At 73.2% G+C, this 16969-nt stretch carries 13 protein-coding genes; 9 read left to right on the top strand and 4 right to left on the bottom strand.

Annotated features, from left to right (window positions below; all coding sequences use genetic code 11):
* Window positions 1–3: 3 nt before the first annotated feature.
* Window positions 4–807, bottom strand: coding sequence for an SGNH/GDSL hydrolase family protein (locus FRCN3DRAFT_RS44705; protein WP_007517416.1), 804 nt, complete (start codon window positions 805–807; stop codon window positions 4–6).
* Window positions 808–1003: 196 nt separating this feature from the next.
* On the opposite strand from FRCN3DRAFT_RS44705, the gene FRCN3DRAFT_RS55105 reads away from it, so the two are divergent.
* From FRCN3DRAFT_RS55105 to ppc, 4 genes are all read left to right on the top strand, one after another.
* Complete coding sequence (locus tag FRCN3DRAFT_RS55105; RefSeq protein WP_131803603.1) at window positions 1004–1366, top strand: hypothetical protein; 363 nt, start codon at window positions 1004–1006, stop codon at window positions 1364–1366.
* Window positions 1367–1554: 188 nt separating this feature from the next.
* Complete coding sequence (locus tag FRCN3DRAFT_RS0215900; protein WP_007517418.1) at window positions 1555–2409, top strand: glycosyltransferase; 855 nt, start codon at window positions 1555–1557, stop codon at window positions 2407–2409.
* A gap of 248 nt (window positions 2410–2657) precedes the next feature.
* Complete coding sequence (locus tag FRCN3DRAFT_RS0215895) at window positions 2658–3575, top strand: hypothetical protein (RefSeq protein ID WP_007517419.1); 918 nt, start codon at window positions 2658–2660, stop codon at window positions 3573–3575.
* Window positions 3576–3619: 44 nt separating this feature from the next.
* Entirely contained in the window at window positions 3620–6508 is a 2889-nt protein-coding gene (gene ppc, locus FRCN3DRAFT_RS0215890) for a phosphoenolpyruvate carboxylase (RefSeq protein WP_007517420.1), read from the top strand.
* A gap of 30 nt (window positions 6509–6538) precedes the next feature.
* On the opposite strand, the gene FRCN3DRAFT_RS0215885 is transcribed toward ppc, so the two are convergent.
* Entirely contained in the window at window positions 6539–7642 is a 1104-nt protein-coding gene (locus FRCN3DRAFT_RS0215885; protein ID WP_007517421.1) for a pyridoxal phosphate-dependent aminotransferase, read from the bottom strand.
* 64 nt (window positions 7643–7706) lie between these two features.
* Between FRCN3DRAFT_RS0215885 and FRCN3DRAFT_RS0215880 the strand changes: the two genes are divergently transcribed.
* The 3 genes from FRCN3DRAFT_RS0215880 to FRCN3DRAFT_RS49510 all read left to right on the top strand — a co-directional run bounded on the left by FRCN3DRAFT_RS0215880 (window position 7707) and on the right by FRCN3DRAFT_RS49510 (window position 12369).
* Entirely contained in the window at window positions 7707–9134 is a 1428-nt protein-coding gene (locus FRCN3DRAFT_RS0215880; RefSeq protein ID WP_007517422.1) for an aminotransferase-like domain-containing protein, read from the top strand.
* Between the two features lie 164 nt (window positions 9135–9298).
* On the top strand, window positions 9299–10609 hold the full coding sequence (locus FRCN3DRAFT_RS0215875; RefSeq protein ID WP_007517423.1) for an ABC transporter substrate-binding protein: 1311 nt from the start codon (window positions 9299–9301) through the stop codon (window positions 10607–10609).
* Window positions 10610–10671: 62 nt separating this feature from the next.
* Window positions 10672–12369 carry a PqqD family peptide modification chaperone gene (locus tag FRCN3DRAFT_RS49510; RefSeq protein ID WP_106410209.1) on the top strand — a complete coding sequence of 566 codons (1698 nt, stop codon included), beginning with the start codon at window positions 10672–10674 and terminating at the stop codon, window positions 12367–12369.
* 514 nt (window positions 12370–12883) lie between these two features.
* On the opposite strand, the gene FRCN3DRAFT_RS0215865 is transcribed toward FRCN3DRAFT_RS49510, so the two are convergent.
* Window positions 12884–14374, bottom strand: coding sequence for an MFS transporter (locus FRCN3DRAFT_RS0215865; RefSeq protein WP_007517427.1), 1491 nt, complete (start codon window positions 14372–14374; stop codon window positions 12884–12886).
* A 116-nt stretch (window positions 14375–14490) separates the two neighbouring features.
* Here FRCN3DRAFT_RS0215865 and FRCN3DRAFT_RS0215860 point away from each other — a divergent pair, with 116 nt between their 5' ends.
* Together FRCN3DRAFT_RS0215860 and FRCN3DRAFT_RS0215855 are read left to right on the top strand one after the other, a co-directional pair.
* Window positions 14491–15207 carry a TetR/AcrR family transcriptional regulator gene (locus tag FRCN3DRAFT_RS0215860; RefSeq protein WP_007517430.1) on the top strand — a complete coding sequence of 239 codons (717 nt, stop codon included), beginning with the start codon at window positions 14491–14493 and terminating at the stop codon, window positions 15205–15207.
* 265 nt (window positions 15208–15472) lie between these two features.
* Window positions 15473–15901, top strand: coding sequence for a response regulator (locus tag FRCN3DRAFT_RS0215855; RefSeq protein ID WP_007517432.1), 429 nt, complete (start codon window positions 15473–15475; stop codon window positions 15899–15901).
* Between the two features lie 94 nt (window positions 15902–15995).
* Here the strand turns inward: FRCN3DRAFT_RS0215855 and FRCN3DRAFT_RS0215850 are convergent, their stop codons facing one another.
* Window positions 15996–16901 (bottom strand): TIGR03620 family F420-dependent LLM class oxidoreductase, encoded by a 906-nt coding sequence (locus FRCN3DRAFT_RS0215850; protein ID WP_007517434.1) that lies wholly within the window; start codon window positions 16899–16901, stop codon window positions 15996–15998.
* Window positions 16902–16969: the final 68 nt, after the last annotated feature.

The raw sequence follows: 16969 nt of genomic DNA, 5'->3' as shown, positions 1-16969 counted from the left end.
TGATCAGCCAGCCTCAGGCCCCGGGGCGTCCGTCAGCGGGGGCGAGGACGGAGGCGGGGGTGGCACCAGGGCCCACGCCTGGTGCTTCGCGTCCCGGCCGTCGCCGGAGGAGCGGCCGGTGAGGCGTCGCGCCACCCAGGGGCGGACGTGGCGCCAGTAGTAGCCGGCGTCGGCGAGACGGCCGGATCGGGTCAGTGCGCCGTCGGCCGGCAGCGACTCGGGCACCTCGACGCCGAGGGCGGCCAGGACGAGGCGCGCGGCCCGGTGGTGACCGAGCGAGTTGAGATGAAGCCGGTCCTCGGACCAGTAGCGCGCCTCGCGGATCTCCGTGTCGGCGAAGACGTTGACGAACAGCGCGCCGCGGGCGCGGGCGATCTCGGCGGCCGCGTCGGTCAGCTCGGCGGCGCGCCGGTGCAGCGTCCGGCCGAAGGGGAGCCGGTTGGACGGGTCGGCGCCGGCGAGCACGACCGGCGTGACGCCCGCCTCCAGGCACCGGTCGACGGCCTCGGCGGTCAGGGCGCTCAGGCGGGCGACGTCGGCGCCGGGGCGCATCATGTCGTTTCCGCCGCCGTTGAGCGTCAGGATCGTCGGAGCCGGGTCGAGGGCGAGGGCGGCGTCGAGCTGCCCGTGGACGATCGGTTCGAGCAGCCGGCCGCGGATGGCGAGGTTCGCGTACCAGACCTGCGCCGGGTGGTGGTGCGCGGCGAGCCCGGCCGCCACGAGATCGGCCCAGCCGCGAGGACCGCCGTCGTCCAGCTCGTCGCCGACGCCCTCGGTGAAGCTGTCCCCGATCGCGACGTAGCGCACAGTCGCCTCCTCCGTCCGGTGCGCCGACGGCGCGGCCGGACGCCCTCGGGGGACCGTCGCCCGACGGCTGTCTCCCGACACGCACCGTGGCCGATACGCCTGAATGCCCAGCTCATCCGTTCTCGTATGTCATGATGCCCCGGTGGCACTGACGGGCCGCAACGGGGGTAAAAAGAATATGATCTTTGGAAAATGCGTGGTCTGCGGGGAACGCCCGGAGCCCGCTCGCCGGCTGGCCGTCTCCTTGCCGGAGGGTCGGCCGGGAGTGGTGTGCGGTCATCACGACCCGGAGGCGTCGGGCTTCCGCGAGGACCTGTTCTACTGCTTGTTCCGCTTCCATGGCCTGGCGATCGGTGACGCGCAGAGCGCGGCGGCCGCGGAGACGATCGCCGGGCTGGTCGCCGAGGCACTCATCGAGGAGGGCCCCGCCACCGGGTCTCGATCCCGCTCGGGCCGCCTGCCTCGGGTGACGCCGCTGAAGGGCGCGGGCACGGCATCCTGCACAGCGCCGCCCCGCCGGCCCGGACGTCCACTTCACTCATTCTGTGGGCGCTCGTGAACGGCCGGGCAGCCAGCTCGGGTGAGCCGGGCGGCGGAGCTCGGGGCCGGGCGGCGGAGCTCGGCCCCGGACCGGTGGCTGTCACCCGAGAACGCGTCCGCGCAACCGCGGTCGACGGGTGGCCCATGAGATCGACATCGCCGGCCCAGACTTCGCGCGTCGTCCGCCTACTGGTGTAGCACTGGTTGGTGCAGCCTCTCTCGGTCGTCATCGTCCACCGCGACCAGCCGGAAAGACTCGTCGACACGATCGACGCGTTCCGCGCGCAGGACATTCCTGTCACGATCACGATCGTCGACAACGGGTCAGTCGTCGTCCCTCCGGTGGAGGCAGCCGACGTCGCGGTCGTGCTCGCCGGCGGCAACCTGGGGTTCGGCCCGGCGGCCAACGTGGGCTACCGCGCGTTCCTCGCCGACAAGGACGCGGGCGAGTGGGTGGTGCTCGCGCCGCACGACGCGCTTCCCGAGCCCACCTGCCTGAGCCACATGCTGGGCGTGCTCGCGCAGCGGCCACGAGCAGGGTTGGCGTGCGCCGACGTCGGCGACGGGATGACGCCGGTCATCGACCCCTACTTCGGCGGGATCCTCGTGCCCGCCAGCGTCGACGACGGCTGGGAGACGGTCGGCCACCCGCACGGCACGTTGATGCTCGCCCGGCGCGCCTGCCTCGACGAGGTCGGGATCTTCGACGAGCGCTACTTCGCCTACTGCGAGGAGGCCGACCTCGCGCTGCGGGCGAAGGCGGCCGGCTGGGAGTCCGGACTCGTGCGGGGCGCGATGGTCAAGAACCCGTACGTCGGCTCGGCCTCCGCGGCCATCGACTACCTGCAGCTTCGCAACACCCTGCTGCTCGTTCGGGAGCACTCCGGCCGCTACCACGCGTTCATTCGTTTCTGTGTCGCGTTGTGGCACCTCTCGTCGGGGGTGGTCGTGCCGGCCAGGCGCGGCCCGTACTGGAATCTCGAAGGACGCCTGCGCGGGCTTCTCGACTTTCTCCGTGGACGTCTCGGCCCGCCGCCGCCCCACCTGCTCGTCAAGCGCTGACGTCACCCCGTACCGACGTCGTCCTGCGCCGCCCTCCTCCGCGGGATATGCCACCGCCTCCTCGTGGAAATCCCGCGGATATGAGGAGACGTCAGAGGAATGGCCACTCCCCCAACGGTCCGTCTATCTCGACTGGACTCGCCCAACGGCGTGACTTGGCGGCGAAACCGGCGGCGGGCACGCCTGCCACCCGGACATGCTGGTCGTGGACCTTTGTCCTGATTTGACGGCGGGGAAGCGGGACCGGGATGGCGCGTTGGCGCAAGCGGCGGGGGCCCGGTGGGGACGGACCGACCCTGGGCGAGGAGTCGGCCGGCCGGGCCGGCAGGCATGCCGTCGCCAGCCGGCGGGCAGCCGAGCCACCGCCTGGCCGGGGGCGGCGGCGGGCCCGGATCCTGACCGGCGCCGGCGTGGCCGTCGTGCTGGTGGCCGCGGGAACGGTCACGCTCACCGCCACGCCGGCCGGCGACCGGGCACGCGGCTGGGCCTGCCACACCTTCCACCGGGGCTGCGCCACCCCGTACACCGTCACGATCCAGACCGACTCGGACCAGATGGTGCTGGGCGCGGCTCGCACCCCGCGCGTCGCGAGCTATGTGCTCGGCGACGACGCGGGTGTGCCGCCGGCGCCGCCGGGGGGCCGGGACGACTGCTACGGCCGGGCCGCCTGGGCCGCGTCGCTCGGCGCCGTGCCGGCCGACACCACGCCGGTCCAGCTGGGCCTCACGGCGGGCGCCGACGAGACCGTCCAGGTGGTCGGGTTCACCCCGCACATCGACGGCCTGTCCAAGGACCCCAGGCAGGGCCTCCTGCTCACCTGCTCCGGGCCGCCCGGCCTGGCGGGGCCGGTGACCAGCATCGACCTCGACCTGGTCCTGGCGGCCGCCGGAGCCCGCGTGGTCGTGCCCGCGCCCGCCGGGCCGGCGAGCGTGCTGGCCCCGGGCACGAGCGGCTCGTTCCTGCTCGCCGTGACGACCGCGACCTGCGACTGCCGCTGGCGCGTCGAGGTCGAGCTCCAGGTGGGCGACGAGCGGCGGGTGGTCACCGTCGGCCCGGACGGCGCCCGCGAGGGGACCGCCGCCGAGAACCCGAGCCAGCGCTCCTTCGAGACCAGTGCCTCGTCGCTGGCACGCCCCGCCCGCTACGTCCAGGGAAAATGGCAGTGAGCTGGTAAGGCAATGAGCGGACGACCGAGACCACCGGAGGCGGCGTGACGGCCAGGGACCACCGCGGCGAGGCAGGGACAGGCGGCGACCGGAACGATCCCGGGAGCCGGGACGCCGGCACCTTCGCCGGCGGGGTGGCCTCGGACGTGCGGCACGCCGGGGTCCGCGCCGGCGTGCGCCGCCTCGGCCAGCTGCTCGGCGAGTCGCTGACCCGGCACGAGGGCGCCGACCTGCTGGAGCTCGTCGAACGGGTCCGCGCGCTCGCCCGCGGCGACGACGACGATCGCGACGAGCTGCACCGGGTGCTCGCCGACGTCGACCACCCGACGGCGATCGTGCTGGCGCGGGCGTTCACCGCGTACTTCCAGCTCGCCAACATCACCGAGCAGCTGCACCGGGCCCGCGAGCTGGCCGACCGCCCTCGCGGCGCGCTCGAGGAGACGGGCGACCGGATCGCCGCCGCGGTGGCCGCGGGCCAGCTCGACCCGGAGCTGCCCGCCCAGGTGGTGGACCGGCTCGAGCTGCGCCCGGTGTTCACCGCGCACCCGACCGAGGCGAGCCGCCGGTCGGTGCTCGACGTGCTGCGCGGGATCGCCGAGCTGCTCGACGCCGCCGACGACCCCCGGGCGCACCCGTCCCGGCGCGCGGTGGTCGACCGCCGGCTCGCCGAGGCGGTCGACGTGCTCTGGCAGACCGACGAGATCCGGGTGGAGCGCCCGAAGCCCACCGATGAGGCCCGCTCCGCCGCCTACTACCTGACCTCGATCGCCACCGACGTGCTGCCCGACCTGCTGGAGGAGCTGGACGGGGCGCTGTCCCCCGTCGGGGCCGGGCTGCCCATCACCGCGCGGCCGCTGCGGTTCGGCTCGTGGGCCGGCGGCGACCGGGACGGCAACCCGAACGTCACCCCGGCCGTGACCCTCGACGTGCTCACGCTGCAGCACGAGTTCGGTATCCGGGTGCTGCTCGGCACGGTCGACGGTCTCATCAAGGATCTGACCGCCTCGACGCTGGTCGTCGGGGTCGGCGACGAGCTGCTGGCCAGCCTCGACGCCGACCGGGCCGCCCATCCCGAGGTGTACGACCGGTTCATCCGGCTCAACGCCGCGGAGCCGTACCGGTTGAAGTGCAGCTACATCCGCGCCCGGCTGACGGCGACCCGCGACCGGCTGGCCACCGGCGGGGCGCACACTCCCGGCCGCGACTACCTCAGCCCGCGCGAGCTGCTCGACGACCTGACCATGATGCACCGGTCGCTGGCGCAGAACCGGGGCGAGCTGGTCGCCGACGGGCCGCTGCGGCGCGCGATCCGGGTGGCGGCGGCGGTCGGGATGTCGCTCGCGACGCTCGACATCCGCGAGCACGCCGAGCGCCACCACGCCGCGCTGGGCGCGCTCTACGATCGGCTGGGCGAGCTGGAGCGCCCGTACGCCGAGCTCGACCGCGCCGAGCGGATCGCGCTGCTGTCGCGCGAGCTGGCGGGACGCCGGCCGCTGTCCGGCGCGGCGGCGTACGTCCTGGCGGCGCCCGTCCTGGCCGACCCGACGGGCGCGGGCGTGCTGGAGTTGTTCAGCACGATCCGCGTCGCGCTGGACCGGTTCGGCGGGGACGTCATCGAGAGCTACATCGTGTCGATGACCCGCGACGTCGACGACATCCTCGCCGTCGTCGTGCTCGCCCGGGAGGCCGGCCTCGTCGAGATCGGCCCGGGCACCGCCCCGGACGGCGTGAGCGCGCGGGCGCGGATCGGGTTCGTGCCGCTGTTCGAGACGGTCGCCGAGCTGCGCGCCGCCGGGCGCCTGCTCGACGGGATGCTCGCCGATCCGTCCTACCGGGCGGTGGTCGCCGCGCGCGGCAACCTCCAGGAGATCATGCTCGGCTACTCCGACTCGTCCAAGGACGCCGGCATCACCGCGTCCCAGTGGGAGATCCACCGGGCGCAGCGGGAGCTGCGCGACGTCGCCCGCCGGCACGGCGTCGTGCTGCGGCTGTTCCACGGCCGCGGCGGCTCCGTCGGCCGCGGCGGCGGGCCGACCGGCGAGGCGATCCTCGCCCAGCCGTTCGGCACCCTCGACGGCCCGATCAAGGTGACCGAGCAGGGCGAGGTGATCTCGGACAAGTACACGCTCCCCCAGCTGGCCCGGCACAATCTGGAGATCGCGCTGGCCGCCGTGCTGGAGGCGTCGATCCTGCACCGCGAGTCCCGGCAGCCCGCGAACGTGCTGGCCGAGTGGGACCGGACGATGGAGGCGGTCGCCGAGTCCGCGCGCGGCGCCTACCGGAGCCTGGTGGCCGACCCTTCCCTGGTGCCGTTCTTCCTGGCGGCGACGCCGGTCGACGAACTTGGCAACCTCAACATCGGCTCCCGGCCGTCGCGGCGGCCCGGCGGCGCCGGCGGCCTCGACGACCTGCGTGCGATCCCGTGGGTGTTCGGCTGGACCCAGTCGAGGATCATCCTGCCCGGCTGGTTCGGGGTCGGAACCGGGCTGGCCGCCGCCCGGGCGGCGGGCGCGGGCGAAACGCTCGCCGAGATGTACCGGTCGTGGCACTTCTTCCGCACGTTCCTGTCCAACGTCTCGATGACGCTCGCGAAGACCGACCTGCGCATCGCGGCCGACTACGTCGGCACGCTCGTCCCGCCCGAGCAGGCCGGCCTGTTCGAGGTGATCCGCGCCGAGCACGAGCGGACCGTCACCGAGGTGCTCGCCGTCACCGGCACGTCGACGCTGCTGGAGCACACGCCGGTGCTCCAGCAGACGCTGGAGGTGCGCGACCTGTACCTCGCCCCGCTGCACGCCCTGCAGGTATCCCTGCTCGCCCGCTCCCGCGCCGACGCGCAGGCCGATCCGGCCGGCGAGATCGACCCGCGCCTGCGCCGGGCACTGCTGCTGACCATCAACGGCATCGCCGCGGGCCTGCGCAACACGGGCTGACCCCGGACCTGGCCCACGCCGCCTTGGGAGTCAGCCCGCCAGGGCGGTGGCGAGGCGGTCGAGGGCGGCGGTGAAGTCCGGCGCGGCCAGGTGGCCGAAGCCGACGCGGAAGACCCGGTCCGGCTCACCGAACCACGAGCCGGGGGCGACCCGGGTGTCGAGCGCGGCGAGCCGGGCATGGAAGCCGGCGACCGCGTCGTCGGGGAACCGGTCGGCGGCCAGGCGAAGGCAGCACAGGGCGCCCCCGTCCGGCCGGACCAGCTCGACGGGCTGGTCCGCCGCCCAGGCGGCCAGCTCGGCAAGCGCCTGTTCCAGCCGCGCGGAGCGCGGCGCGAGGACCTCGGCGCGGTGCTGCAGCAGCTGGACGGCGAGGAGCTCGTCGACCGTCGGGCAGGCGATCGTGCTGACGAACCGCGCCGCCCGCAGCCGCGCGGCCAGCTCGACGTCGGTCGTCGTCAACCAGCCGATCCGCAGGCCGGGCGCGCCGTGCGCCTTCGACAGCGACGCGCAGGTGACGACCCGCGGCGAGCGGGCGGCGGCGGACGGCGGGACGGGCGCACCGCCGTAGGTGGACGCGTGGTAGGTCTCGTCGACGAGGACGACCGCGCCGGGCGCGCGGTCCCCGGTCAGGGCGAGCAGCGCCCGCAGCTCCTCGTCGGTGAGCCGGACGCCGGACGGGTTCTGCGGCGATGCCACCGACACCAGCCGGGTCGACGGGTCGAGCGCGGCGGCAAGCGCGTCGAGCGGGAGGCGGTAGCCGTCGTCGAAGGATGACTGGACGACGTCCACCCGGGCGCCCAGGCCTTCCGGCACGCTCCGCGCCGGCGGGAAGCAGGGGGTGACGACGACGGCCCGGTCGCCCGGCCCGCACACAGCCTGAGCGAGGAGGAACATCGCCTCGATCGCGCCGACGGTCACCAGCACCTCGTCGGCGTCGATCCCCGCGTCCTCGGCGATCAGCCGGCGCAGCTCGTCGTCGCCGCGGGAGGTGCCGTAGCCGAGGACCACGTCCTTCAACCCGGCCGGGTCGACGAGTTCGCCGACGGTCAGGGGCGGGCAGGTGCTCTCGCCGAGGTCGTACCGCACCGGGCGGTCGATCAGGGCGGCCATGGCGCTGGGCGCGAACGTCGTCATGGCATTCATCGTCCGAGCGGCGACGGCCGCCGGGCAGAGCCAATCCCGCTAGATTGGTTCGGCGATGGAGCCAATGGGGTGGGTGGACCGGCTCGGCCGGTGGTCGTCGGGTCGGGGTCCGCTGTACGTGCTGCTCGCGGCGCGGCTGCGGGTGCTGATCGACGACGGTGACCTTCCGCCAGGCTCGCCGCTCCCCGCGGACCGCGCGCTCGCGTCGGCGCTCGCCGTCGGCCGCGGCACGGTCGTCGCCGCCTACGACCAGCTCGTCGTCGAGGGCCGCATCACCCGCCGCCGGGGCAGCGGCACCCGCGTCGCCGGGGACCCGGGCGCCCTGCCCAGGGCGACCACGATGACACCGGGGTTCCTGCACCTGCTCGAACCGAAGGACGGCGTGCTGCTGCTGGCGTGCGCCGCGCCCGACGCACCGCCCGCCGAGCTGGTCGACGCGTACACCCGGGCCGTGCCGAGGCTCGCCGCCATCGCCGGCGACATCGGATACCACCCGATGGGCCACCCGGCGCTGCGCTACGCCGTCGCCGAGCGGTACCGACGGCGCGGCGTGCCGACCGCGACCGACCAGGTCCTCGTCACCACCGGCGGGCAGCAGGCGCTGTCGCTGCTGGCCCGGGCACTGCTACGGCCGGGCGACCGGGTCCTGGTCGAGACGCCGACCTACTACGGCGCGCTGGAGGCGTTCCGCGAGGAGGGCGCCGTGGCGCGCGGGCTGCCGGTCGGGCTGGACGGGTTCGCGGCGGCGGCCGCCGAGCACCGCCCCGCCGTCGCCTACGTGATCGCCTCCTTCCACAACCCCACCGGCGCCGTCCTGCCCGCGCTGCGGCGCGAGCGCCTCGTCCGGACCGCCACCGCGGCGGGTGTCGTCCTCATCGACGACGAGACCCTCGTCGACCTCGGCTTCCCCGCCGCGGGCGACCCGCCGCCGCCACTCGCCGCCCACGGCGACGCGGTGGTCACCGTCGGGTCGCTGAGCAAGGCCGTGTGGGGCGGTCTGCGGGTCGGCTGGGTGCGCGCCCCGGCGCCGCTCGTCGCCCGGCTCGGTCGGCTGCGCGCGGTGCACGACCTCGGTGGCAACGTCCTCGCCCAGCTCGCCGCCGCCGACCTGCTGGGCGGTCTCGACACCTTCGGACGCCGCGAGTCCGCCCGCCGCCAGGCCCGCCACGACCACCTGCGCGCCGAGCTGGCCCGCCACCTCCCCGACTGGCACGCGCCCGCGGTGCCCGGCGGGCAGACGCTGTGGGTCCGGCTCCCCCACGGCGACGGCACCTCGTTCGCCCAGACTGCGCTGCGGCACGGAGTCGCGGTGCTCCCCGGGACGGGCCTCGACGCGGGCGGAGGCAGCCACGACCACCTGCGCCTGCACTTCCTCGCGCCGCCGGACGACCTCGCCGAGGCCGTCCGGCGCCTGGCCGCCGCCTGGCGTGGCTACGGCCCGGCGCCGCACCGGACGGCCTCCACGCCGACGCTGGCGATCTGACGGCAAGGACCTCAGCCGGCTCATCCTGCCGGGCCCGACGGCGAGGCTTGACCACGCGAGGGCTCAAGCTCAATATCGACTTCGGAATCAATCTTGGGGCTGAACGCCGTGTCCAGGGTCCGGAGGGTACGCAGTGCCCGCCGTCTGAAGGAGATGGACGACGCATGCCGAAGGTAGAGATCCCGCCGAACCCAATGGCCCGCCGCCGACAGCCGTGGCGTGCGTCGGTCGGCGTCCGCTTAGGCACCGCGGCCCTGGCCGCGAGCCTGCTGGCCGTGCTGGCGGCGTGCGGGGACGACGGCGGTGGCTCGGGCGCGTCCTCGACGGGCTCGCCCGCCGCCGGGCTGCTGGGGCCGTCGAACCCCGCGAAGGGCGCCCCGGTCCGGATCGGGCTGGTCTCGGATGACAAGGGCCCCGTCTCGGACCTCGCCATCGAGACCGCCGTGGCGAAGGCCACCGTCGCCTACCTGAACGCCCACAAGGGCGGGATCTCCGGCCACCCGATCGAGCTGGTGACCTGCAAGGCCCTGGCCGACCCGGCGACGGGTACCGACTGCGGCAACCAGATGGTCGAGAAGGACGTGGCCGCCGTCCTCGTCGGCACGTCCTCGGTGGTCGACAGCATCTGGAAGCCCCTGCACGAGGCGCACGTTCCGATCTGGCTCAGCTACGGCGCCGGGGACACGCTGAAGGACACCGACTCGACGTTCGCCCTCACCGACCTCGCCTACACCGCGAAGGCCGCGCTGCAGCAGGCCAAGGACACCGGCGCGTCGAAGGTCACCGCGCTCGCGATCGACGTGCCCATCACGATGACGATCTGGCGGACCGTCGCGCCGCCGCTCTACCAGCGGGCTGGCATCGACCTCGACGTCGTCCCCGTTCCCCCCGGCACCGCGGACATGACGCCGCAGATCCAGAGCATGATCTCGCGCGGTGATCCCGGCGTCGTCCACGTCATCGGCAACGACGCGTTCTGCATCAGCGCCTTCAACGGCCTGCAGGCGGTCGGGTTCAAGGGAACGGTCTTTCCGCACCCGAACTGCATGTCGGACAAGACCCGCACGGCCATACCGGGTGGCTTCCTGAAGGGCCTGGTCGTTCCCGCGACGGCTCCGGTCGGCATCGACAGCCCCTCGACCCAGCTGTACGAGGCGGTCGTGGCCGAGTACGGCAGTAAGGACATCGACACCGACAGGGTGCCCGGTCTGTCGATGTTCACCCAGGTCACCGCCTTCCAGCTGGCGACCGACGGTATCTCCGGCGACATCACCCCCACCTCGATCGTCGCCGCGATCCGGGCGATGCCCGAGAAGGACCTTCCCGGTGCGGCCGGCCTGCGGTTCCGCTGCAACGGAAAGGCCATCACCGGCGAGCCGGCGGTCTGCGTCCGCGGCTGGCTGACCACGACCCTCGACGACAAGGGCCGCCCAGGCCCGTACAAGCCGGTCGGCGTCACGCCCATCGAAAGCTGAGCGCCCGGTTTCGCGCGCGATCCGGATCGGCTGAGAATCCACTCGGCGGTAAGCTTCGAACCGTGCCGGATCCACGGGGGCGGGCGCTGCCACGGCTATGCGTGGGCATGGCGACCTACGACGACTTCGACGGGGTCTGGTTCACTATCCAGGCTATCCGGCTGTACCAGTCCGACGTTCCCGCCGAGCTTTCCTTCGTCGTCGTCGACAACCACCCCGAGGGAACCGCCTCGGCCGCGCTGCGGGCGCTGGGGGAATGGATTCCGGGTTATCGGTACGTTCCGTTCACTGGATACCGCGGCACGGCTGTGCGTGACCTGGTCTTCCGCGAGACCGATGCGGACATCGTCTGCTGCGTTGACTCCCACGTGCTGCTTCGGCCCGGCGCGCTCGCCCAGCTCGTGACCTGGTTCGACGCTCATCCCGACAGCCGGGACCTGCTGCAGGGCCCGTTGTTCTACGACAGCCTGAGCGAGCCGGCCGCGACGCATCTGGAGCCGACCTGGGGCACCGGCATGTTCGGCCAGTGGGGCCGCGACGCGCGGGTCGACGACCCGGGCGGCGAGCCGTTCGAGATCTCGATGCAGGGCCTCGGTCTCTTCGCCTGCCGCCGGGCGGCCTGGCCCGGGCTCAACCCCAGGCTGCGTGGCTTCGGCGCGGAGGAGGGTTATCTGCACGAGAAGTTCCGCCAGCGGGGCGCGAGGGTGCTCTGCCATCCCGGGCTGGGCTGGTTGCACCGGTTTTCCCGGCCGGCCGGGACCGGATACGCGAACCGGTGGGAGGACCGGATCCGGAACTACCAGGTGGCCTGGTCGGAGGTCGGCTGGGATCACGCGCCGATCGAGGAGCACTTCCGGGAGCTGCTCGGCCCGGACATCGACACCGACGCCGTGTTCGCGCAGGCACGTGCCCAGGCCAGGCACCCGCTGGCCGTCTTCGACGCGATTTTCTGCGTGGCGGGCGACGAGGAGACCTGCGCCGCGCACGCACATCCGGACGACGTCGCCTGGCGCATGGAACGGGTCGCGGCGGACGCGGACGCCGAGCCCACGGCGGAGCTGGAGCGTCGGCGGGTGGCCCGCTGGCGGGCCGTCATCACCGCGGCGGCCCGGCGTGGATATGCGCACGTTCTCGTACTCGATGACCCGGCCGGCCCGGTCACGCCGACCCGCCAGGACAGCCTGGACCGGCTCGCGACGGCCAGCGACCTGGACTGGGATGTATGCCTGCTCCCGGCTTCCCCGCCGGTTGGTGAAGCCTCGGAACGGACCTCGAGCGCGGTTGTCGTCCGGGAACGGGCCTATGAGCGCGTCCTCACGGATCTCCCGCACGACGCGCCCACCTGGAAAGATTTCCACGCGGCCTGGGGCGACGTGGGCCGTTACCTCCGCGAACGCGTCGCCGACGGATTTCTCACCGCGGTCGACCTTTCGTGGGGCGGCCCGGGCGACGACCGGCCCGTGCTGGCGCCGGGGATCGAGCTGGTCCAGCTCGCGGACGGTTTCCTGGTCCGGCAGGATTCCCCTCCGCGCGAGCACCGCCTGAACAACACGGCCTCGGTGATTCTGGAACTTTGCGACGGCCGCCGCACCATCGCTCAGATCGCCGAGTCTCTCGCGGAGGCCTTTGCGCTGGCCACGCCTCCCTCCACCGAGGTGGCCAGTTGCGTCGGGCAGCTCCGCGAAATCGACGTTCTCGTGACGGCCGAGTTTCCATCCCGGCGATGCGATAACTTGGTCGCGTCCGCGGGTGACGTGTAGGGGGGAACATGGAAGACGGTTCACGGGACGATTCGGCGGACAGCGTGGGAGAAGAAGGCGGACCTCCCGAGGGCGCCGGGCGGCGGGCCTTTATCAAACAGATGATCACGCTTGGTTTTGGCGTTCCCGTCATCAGCACCTTTGGCAGGGGGTGCGGCCCGTGGTCCCCGCCACGGCACACCACCCATCCGCCACGGACGACGACCAAGCCACCGGTCACGTCGACGACGACCACGGTCCCGCCGTCAACCACGACGGTCTCCCCATCAACGACGACGGTCCCGCCGTCGACGACCACGGTCCCGCCCTCGGCGACGACGGTCCCGCCGTCAACGACCACGGTCCCGCCCTCGACCACCACGGTCCCGCCCTCGACCACCACGGTCCCCCCATCAACCACGACGGTCCCGCCCTCAACCACCACGACCCTCCCACCGGCGACCACCACGACCCTCGTGCGTCTCTGATCGACCTGGCGGAGCGGCCGTTCCCCGTATCGAGCACGAGCGCACGGTCAGGCCACCGCGGCCGCCTCCACTGCCCGGTCCGGCGCCGGCGCGAGTCGCGGCGAGCCGAGCGCCGTGATGACGCCGGCGGCCGCGAGGACGGCCGCCGCCGCCAGGCCCCGGTGGAACCCGTCGACCAGCGCGGCCTGGCCCGGCGCGCCGCCGGTCAGCGCCGCGGCGGTGCGGGAGTTGGCGAGCGTGCTCACGACGGCGAGGCCAAGCGCGCCGCCGATCTGATAGAAGGTGGTCACGACGCCGGACGCCGCGCCCGCGTCGCGTGGCTCGATGTCGACGACCGCGGCGATCTGCGCGGGCACACCGACGCCGATGATGCCGAAACCGAACAGCAGCAGCCCGGGCAGCAGCGCGGTCAGATAGCTCCCGTCCGCGTCCGCCTGCATCAGCGTCACCAGGCCGGCGACGCTGAGGACCGCGCCGCCGACCTGGACCGGCCGGGTACCGATCCGGGTGACGAGCTGCGAGGCGACGGCGGCGGCCGCGACGGCCGCGAAGCCCATCGGCAGGAAGTGCAGGCCGGCGGCGAGCGCCGAGTCGCCGCGCACCTGCTGCAGGAAGAGCGCGGTCAGGAAGAACATCGACAGGAACGCGCCGCCGTTCAGAGCGAGCGCCACGCTCGACGTGGTGAGCGCCCGCGACCGGAACAGCCTCGGGGGCACCAGCGGCGCGGCCGACCGGAGCTCCACCAGGACGAACGCCGCGAGCAGGGCCACGCCGCCAGCGAGCGCGCCCGCGACCTCGATCGACCCCCAACCGAGTGGCTCGGCGCGCACCACACCGTAGACGACCGCGAGCAACCCGGCGGTGCCGATGAAGGCCCCGGCCGCGTCGAACGAGCGCCGTCCCGCGGTGGGTGCCTGGCCCGCTGTGCCGGCCTGGCTCGCCTGGCCGGCCGGGCTGGCCACCTCGCGCGGTTCGGCGACGCTCTCGGCCACGAAGGTCCGGACCACCGCGAGCAGCGCCACCACGATGGGCACGTTCACGAAGAACACCCACCGCCAGCTCAGCGCGTCGACGAGCACGCCGCCGGCCACCACGCCGAGGGTACCGCCGAGGCCGGCGAGGCCGCCCCAGATCCCGAGCGCGATGTTGCGCTCCCGGCCACGCGGGAAGGTGACGGTGAGGATCGACAGCGCGGCCGGGGACATCAGCGCCCCACCCAGCCCCTGCGCGGCGCGGGTGGTGATCAGCACGCCGGACGTGGTCGCCAGGCCGGCGACCAACGACGCCGCGCCGAACAGGACCAGGCCGGCGACGAACATCCGGCGGCGACCGAGCAGGTCGGCCGCACGCCCGCCGAGCAGCAGGAACCCGCCGAACAGCAGGGTGTACGCGTTGATCACCCATTGCAGACCGGACGCGGAGAAGCCCAGGTCCGCCTGGATGTGTGGCAGCGCCACGTTGACGATCGTCACGTCGAGCACCACGGCGAACTGGGCGAGAGCCAGCACGACCAGCGTGGCCCAGGGGCTGCGTCGCATCGCTTCCTCGGCTTCCTCGGGCGGAGTAACGCCGTCCGCTTACGGCGGACGCATACGGCGTATGTCTACGTTGTAGACCTGGCGTCAGGCTAGATCTACGCCGTACACTTGTCAACGTGGCGGCAGCGAAGACCGGAGACGTGGCGGGGGCACCCCGGTCCGCGCGGACGGCTGCGCGAGACCGGGAGCCGCTGACGAGAGACCTGGTCGTCGCCCAGGCGATCGCCCTCGCGGACGTCGAGGGGCTCGACGCGGTGACCATCCGCCGGCTCGCGCAGGAGCACCACGTCACGCCGATGGCGCTCTACCGGCACTTCCGCGACAAGGACGAACTGCTCGACGGCATCGCCGAGCGGATGCTCGCCGACGTCGCGCTGCCGGCACCGTCGGACGCCCCCTGGGACGAACAGCTGCGCGGCCTGCTGGGAGCCCTCACCGAGGCGGTACGCGCGCATCCGGCCGTCGCCAGTCTGGTCCGGCCGAGAATCATGTCGTCGCCGCCGGGACTTGAGCTCGCCGAACGTGGACTGGCGCTGCTACGTTCGGCCGGCTTCTCCGTCGAGCAGGCGGCCGAGCTCGGGACGATGGCCGTCACCTCGGCGATCACACTGGTCACCGCCGAGCCCGGCGCCCCCCGTATCTGGGACCCCGAGGCCCGCGACGACGAGATCAGAGCGAAGCGAGCCCGCCTCGCCGCGCTCTCACCCCGGCGCTACCCGAACGTCGTCGCCGCGGCCGACGCCCTCACCAACTGCGCGAGCCCGCCCGACTACTACCGCCTGGGCCTCGACATCGTCGTCGCCGGCATCCGCGAGGCGCGCTCCCTCCGCTGACGCGGCACCGGACCGGCCCGATCATCGCCAGCCCCTCGCCACCCCTTCGCCGGCGCGGAGGAACCACATTCGCCTGCCGCCGCGCGCGGGCGCCTCGCCGACGCCGAGGGCGGTCGCGCCGCCGGCATGGGGCCACGTTCGGACGATGCCTATGACGCGAGCCACAGGTTGCGGGTCGCTAGGGCATGGGTACCTCAGGGGCGGGTAGACGGTTCTTCCCTGGATTTTGTTGACGGTTCTTGTTCTCGTAGCTTTCGGAGCCAACGTGATCGCGTCACGGCCGTACCGGGTGCTGCTCGTTGAGGATGACGAGGCGGATGCGCTTCTGATCGAGGAGGCGCTGGAGGAGCGCGGGATGGTGCGGGAGGTTCGTCGAGCCTGTGACGGCGCCGACGCTCTTGACCAGCTGAATCAGTCCAACAACAACGATCATCCCGATCTGATCGTGCTTGATCTGAACATGCCGCGGATGAACGGGCGGGAGTTCCTAGCGCAAATGAAGGCCGACCCGCGGCTGCAGGCGATCCCCGTCGTGGTGCTCACCACCTCGGCCTCCCCCGGCGATGTCACAAGCGCATACCAGAACCACGCCAACGCCTACGTGAAGAAGCCGGTGGACCTCGACGAGTTCAGCGCGGCGGTCCAGCGGATCGACACGTTCTTTCTCGACACGGCCCAGCCGTACCGGACCTGATCCGCGGAGTCAGCCGGGCTGCCGGGGCATGGTGAAGCGGCGCCGGTGTGCTTCAACCCGGGCCGGACCGAATGTCGTCGACGGGTGTGGACCGTCAGGCGGCGCCGAACAACAGCGGGGCGAGCCGTTCCAGTTGGTCGACCGCCGCGGCGAGGTCGCCGGCGAACGGGCTTATGAGCACGTGGTCCGCGCCGGCCTCGAGATGGGCGGTCAGCCGGGTGGCGACAGCGGCCTCGTCGCCCCAGGCGAGAACGTCGTCGATCAGCCGGTCGCTGCGGCGTCCGGCCACATCCGACTCGCTGTAGCCGAGCCTCCGGTAGTTCCTGGTGTAAGGGGACTCGGGAGCGCCGGCACCGAGGTCCAGGATTGCCCGCAGTCGCGCCCGGGCCGTCTCACCGTCGGTTTCGAGCAGGACCCCTTGGTGCGGGATGACCAGCAGGTCCGGCCCCACCGCCGCGCGAGCGGCCGCCGTGTGCGCCACGGGTTGCAGGAACGGATGAACACCGTCCGCGCGCTCGCGGGCCAGCTGGTGTGCGCGCGGGCCGAGCGCGGCGAGCACGCGGGGATATACCGGGGCCGGAAGTTGGGTCAGGCGCCGCGCGGTCTCGTCCATCGAGTCGAGATAGGCCCGCAGGTGGGTGAGCGGCCGTTCCCCGGACTGACCGCCCAGGCCAAGCGTGAATCGGCCGGGATAAGCCTCGGCCAGGGTCGCGGCACCGGTGTGCATCGCGGTGGCCGCTCGGACGCTGATGTTCGCGATGCCGGTGCCGACGACGATGCGTTCGGTCGCCGCGAGCATCAGCCCGTGTTGCGCGAAAGCCTCCCGCCCGCTGACGGGCGCGACCGGCGGCGTCTCCCCGCTCCACAGGGAGCCGTATCCCAGGCGCTCGATCCGAGCGAACTGCGTGCGCTGCACCGCCGCCGAAGTGCCAAGCAGGGTGAACGGGGCAACCCACACCCCGAACCTGCCCAGCCGCCGCCGGGTCTCTGACACCACCACCGCTGCTCCCTTCCCCGCCAGCTAATCGGAGGCCGCCTCCTCCTGGCGGGAAGCTTAGAGGAGGCCAC

It is taken from the genome of Pseudofrankia saprophytica (assembly GCF_000235425.2).
GTDB classification, from domain to species: Bacteria; Actinomycetota; Actinomycetes; order Frankiales; family Frankiaceae; genus Pseudofrankia; species Pseudofrankia saprophytica.
This window is presented reverse-complemented; position numbering and strand designations above follow the sequence as displayed.